Origin of the sequence: Chryseobacterium taeanense (genome assembly GCF_900099685.1) — a bacterium.
Taxonomy (GTDB): domain Bacteria; phylum Bacteroidota; class Bacteroidia; order Flavobacteriales; family Weeksellaceae; genus Chryseobacterium; species Chryseobacterium taeanense.
The window spans coordinates 1-5,257 of sequence record NZ_FNDW01000023.1 but is presented as its reverse complement, the minus strand read 5'-3'; the positions used below and the strand labels follow the sequence as shown (position 1 = coordinate 5,257).

Here is a 5,257-nt window from a genome sequence, read left to right as displayed (position 1 = left end):
TTTTTTAAAATAAATGTTGCGTGATAATAAAATATTAGTATCTTTGCAGTCCCAATTAAAGGGAGCGCGGGAGATTATTGATTAAGGTTTAGAGAGGAATTAAGGTTACTAGAAAAACTTTAAAATTTTCTTCAAAAACATTTGGTCAGTTTAAAATAATTTTTTACTTTTGCACTCGCAAATACGGAGTAACACTGACAGAGAGATTGCTTCGATATAAAGCGGAAGATATAAAGATCATTGACATACAATATAACAACCAAGTAAGGAAAAACTAAAGCGTTAAAAAACTTTGAGTGAGTCAGACAAACATACAATGGAGAGTTTGATCCTGGCTCAGGATGAACGCTAGCGGGAGGCCTAACACATGCAAGCTGAGCGGTAGAGATCTTTCGGGATCTTGAGAGCGGCGTACGGGTGCGGAACACGTGTGCAACCTGCCTTTATCAGGGGGATAGCCTTTCGAAAGGAAGATTAATACTCCATAATATAATTTACGGCATCGTGGATTATTGAAAACTCCGGTGGATAGAGATGGGCACGCGCAAGATTAGATAGTTGGTGAGGTAACGGCTCACCAAGTCGATGATCTTTAGGGGGCCTGAGAGGGTGATCCCCCACACTGGTACTGAGACACGGACCAGACTCCTACGGGAGGCAGCAGTGAGGAATATTGGACAATGGGTTAGCGCCTGATCCAGCCATCCCGCGTGAAGGACGACGGCCCTATGGGTTGTAAACTTCTTTTGTACAGGGATAAACCTATCTACGTGTAGATAGCTGAAGGTACTGTACGAATAAGCACCGGCTAACTCCGTGCCAGCAGCCGCGGTAATACGGAGGGTGCAAGCGTTATCCGGATTTATTGGGTTTAAAGGGTCCGTAGGCGGATGCGTAAGTCAGTGGTGAAATCTCACAGCTCAACTGTGAAACTGCCATTGATACTGCGTGTCTTGAGTAAGGTAGAAGTGGCTGGAATAAGTAGTGTAGCGGTGAAATGCATAGATATTACTTAGAACACCAATTGCGAAGGCAGGTCACTATGTCTTAACTGACGCTGATGGACGAAAGCGTGGGGAGCGAACAGGATTAGATACCCTGGTAGTCCACGCCGTAAACGATGCTAACTCGTTTTTGGGGCTTCGGCTTCAGAGACTAAGCGAAAGTGATAAGTTAGCCACCTGGGGAGTACGAACGCAAGTTTGAAACTCAAAGGAATTGACGGGGGCCCGCACAAGCGGTGGATTATGTGGTTTAATTCGATGATACGCGAGGAACCTTACCAAGGCTTAAATGGGAATTGACAGGCTCAGAAATGGGTTTTTCTTCGGACAATTTTCAAGGTGCTGCATGGTTGTCGTCAGCTCGTGCCGTGAGGTGTTAGGTTAAGTCCTGCAACGAGCGCAACCCCTGTTACTAGTTGCTACCATTAAGTTGAGGACTCTAGTAAGACTGCCTACGCAAGTAGAGAGGAAGGTGGGGATGACGTCAAATCATCACGGCCCTTACGCCTTGGGCCACACACGTAATACAATGGCCGGTACAGAGGGCAGCTACACAGCGATGTGATGCGAATCTCGAAAGCCGGTCTCAGTTCGGATTGGAGTCTGCAACTCGACTCTATGAAGCTGGAATCGCTAGTAATCGCGCATCAGCCATGGCGCGGTGAATACGTTCCCGGGCCTTGTACACACCGCCCGTCAAGCCATGGAAGTCTGGGGTACCTGAAGTCGGTGACCGTAAAAGGAGCTGCCTAGGGTAAAACAGGTAACTAGGGCTAAGTCGTAACAAGGTAGCCGTACCGGAAGGTGCGGCTGGAACATCTCATTTTAGAGCGTCTATTGACGATAAACAAAATTAGTATCGCAAGATACAAGCACTTACTTCAAAGTAAAGCTTTAGTTTTTTATTGGTTGCTATATATAAATGATAATTGATAAGCGATAAATGATGTAAAACATCCATCATCAACCATTGATTATCAATTATAAAAAAGATAAAACCCACTAGAAATTAGTATAAGGGATAAGAGATTGAGAAGAGAGGTGAGAGAAGGGAATGACTATAGCAATTATATCATTCATCACTTATCACTTATCACTCATAACAGAGTCTCGTAGCTCAGCTGGTTAGAGCGCTACACTGATAATGTAGAGGTCGGCAGTTCGAGCCTGCCCGAGACTACTAATTAAAGCGGTAAGCATTAAGCTTCAAGCAGTAGGCGTTAGCCTAAAGCTTATAGCCTAGAGCCTGCGGCACCTAGAGGGGGAATTAGCTCAGCTGGCTAGAGCGCCTGCCTTGCACGCAGGAGGTCAAGGGTTCGACTCCCTTATTCTCCACAGTTTTTGAAGTTTGATTTAAAAGTTACGGATGGAGCCAAAAACAACATCTGTTCATCAAACGGAAGGAAAGAAAATTAAGATCATTGACATTAACGGTAAAGACATCACAAAGAGAAAACCGAGCACTTATAAGTGCTTGAGTAACCTAAAAATAGGAAAGAAATCGTTAAGGGCGTATGGCGGATGCCTAGGCTTTCAGAGGCGACGAAGGACGTGGTAAGCTGCGAAAAGCTACGGGGATTGGCACACACGAATTGATCCGTAGATATCCGAATGGGGCAACCCGGCATGTTGAAGACATGTCACCCAGCAATGGGAGCAAACCCGGAGAACTGAAACATCTAAGTACCCGGAGGAAAAGAAATCGAAGAGATTCCGTAAGTAGTGGCGAGCGAAAGCGGATTAGCCCAAAAGCTTTTATATGTTTAATAGAATGTTCTGGAAAGAACAGCCATAGAGGGTGAAAGCCCCGTATATGAAAGGCATATTAGAGTGATAAATGAGTAGGGCGGGACACGTGAAATCCTGTCTGAATATGGGGGGACCATCCTCCAAGGCTAAATACTCCTGAAAGACCGATAGTGAACAAGTACTGTGAAGGAAAGGTGAAAAGCACTTCGAATAGAAGGGTGAAATAGAACCTGAAACCGTACGCCTACAAGCGGTCGGAGCAGATTAATTCTGTGACGGCGTGCCTTTTGCATAATGAGCCTACGAGTTAATTTTACTAGCGAGGTTAAGTAATTAAGTTACGGAGCCGGAGCGAAAGCGAGTCTGAATAGGGCGGATAGTTAGTAGGATTAGACGCGAAACCTTGTGATCTACCCATGGGCAGGTTGAAGCTTTGGTAACACAAAGTGGAGGACCGAACCGGTTGACGTTGAAAAGTCTTCGGATGACCTGTGGGTAGGGGTGAAAGGCCAATCAAACTGGGAGATAGCTCGTACTCTCCGAAATGCATTTAGGTGCAGCGTCGATTTATAGTTTATTAGAGGTAGAGCTACTGATTGGATGCGGGGGTTTCATCGCCTACCAATTCCTGACAAACTCCGAATGCTAATAAATGATGGTCGGCAGTGAGGGCATGGGTGCTAAGGTCCATGTCCGAGAGGGAAAGAACCCAGACCAACAGCTAAGGTCCCCAAATTTCTGTTAAGTTGAAGCAACGCGGTTGGACTGCATTGACAGCTAGGATGTTGGCTTGGAAGCAGCCATTCATTTAAAGAGTGCGTAACAGCTCACTAGTCGAGCGGTCCGGCATGGATAATAATCGGGCATAAACAGAATACCGAAGCTATGGATTTATAATTATATTATATCTGGTAGGAGAGCATTCTATCGGCGCCGAAGCAGTACTGTGAGGTATTGTGGAGCTTATAGAAAAGAAAATGTAGGCATAAGTAACGATAAAGGGGGCGAGAAACCCCCTCACCGAAAGACTAAGGTTTCCTCAGCCATGCTAATCAGCTGAGGGTTAGTCGGGACCTAACGCGAACCCGAAAGGGGTAGTGGATGGACAATGGGTTAATATTCCCATACTTGCTCACACTAAAAAGGGGACGGTTCGACGTAGCTATTGAAGACGGACGGAAGTGTCAAGGCCTAGCCTTCGGGCGAAGCTGTTATAGTGAAATCGGATCCAAGAAAAGCCGAAGTGAAGCAACCCGTACCAAAACCGACACAGGTGGTCGAGGAGAGAATCCTAAGGTGCTCGAGTGAGTCGTGGCTAAGGAACTAGGCAAAATAGTCTCGTAACTTCGGAAGAAGAGACGCCAGCAGCAATGCTGGCCGCAGTGAAGAGGCCCAGGCGACTGTTTATCAAAAACACAGGACTCTGCTAAATCGAAAGATGCTGTATAGGGTCTGACACCTGCCCGGTGCTGGAAGGTTAAGGAAGGGCGTTAGCGTAAGCGAAGCGTTTGACTGAAGCCCCAGTAAACGGCGGCCGTAACTATAACGGTCCTAAGGTAGCGAAATTCCTTGTCGGGTAAGTTCCGACCTGCACGAATGGTGTAACGATCTGGGCACTGTCTCAGCCACGAGCTCGGTGAAATTGTAGTATCGGTGAAGATGCCGATTACCCGCAATGGGACGAAAAGACCCTGTGAACCTTTACTATAACTTCGTATTGACTTTGAGTAAGTAATGTGTAGGATAGGTGGGAGGCTTTGAAGCAGGCACGCTAGTGTTTGTGGAGCCGACGTTGAAATACCACCCTTTACTTACTTGGAGCCTAACTTCTTTTAGAAGGACATTGCGTGGTGGGTAGTTTGACTGGGGTGGTCGCCTCCAAAAGAGTAACGGAGGCTTTCAAAGGTACCCTCAGCACGCTTGGTAACCGTGCGTAGAGTGTAATGGCATAAGGGTGCTTGACTGTGAGACCTACAAGTCGATCAGGTGCGAAAGCAGGACATAGTGATCCGGTGGTTCCGTATGGAAGGGCCATCGCTCATAGGATAAAAGGTACTCCGGGGATAACAGGCTAGTCTCCCCCAAGAGCTCACATCGACGGGGAGGTTCGGCACCTCGATGTCGGCTCGTCACATCCTGGGGCTGGAGAAGGTCCCAAGGGTTGGGCTGTTCGCCCATTAAAGTGGCACGCGAGCTGGGTTCAGAACGTCGTGAGACAGTTCGGTCTCTATCTATTGCGGGCGTTAGATGTTTGAGAGGGCTTGATTCTAGTACGAGAGGACCGAATTGAACAAACCTCTGGTGTATCAGTTGTACCGCCAGGTGCACCGCTGAGTAGCTATGTTTGGAAGAGATAAACACTGAAAGCATATAAGTGTGAAACTCGCCTCAAGATGAGACATCTTTTAAGGGTCGTGGGAGATGACCACGTTGATAGGCTACAGGTGTAAAGGCAGTAATGTCATAGCCGAGTAGTACTAATTACCCGTAGATTTATAGCCTAT

2 tRNA genes and 2 rRNA genes are annotated in these 5,257 nt (G+C 46.9%); all 4 read left to right on the top strand.

From position 1 onward, the window contains the following. Positions 1–313: 313 nt before the first annotated feature. The 4 genes from BLR30_RS17455 to BLR30_RS17440 all read left to right on the top strand — a co-directional run bounded on the left by BLR30_RS17455 (position 314) and on the right by BLR30_RS17440 (position 5,254). A 16S ribosomal RNA gene (locus tag BLR30_RS17455) occupies positions 314–1,830 on the top strand. Between the two features lie 280 nt (positions 1,831–2,110). Beyond that, a tRNA-Ile gene (locus BLR30_RS17450) sits at positions 2,111–2,184 on the top strand. Between the two features lie 81 nt (positions 2,185–2,265). Next, positions 2,266–2,339: transfer RNA gene (locus BLR30_RS17445), tRNA-Ala, on the top strand. A gap of 159 nt (positions 2,340–2,498) precedes the next feature. Then, positions 2,499–5,254 (top strand): 23S ribosomal RNA (locus BLR30_RS17440). Together the 16S and 23S rRNA genes with 2 tRNA genes alongside form the textbook arrangement of a ribosomal RNA operon. The last annotated feature ends 3 nt before the right edge of the window (positions 5,255–5,257 follow it).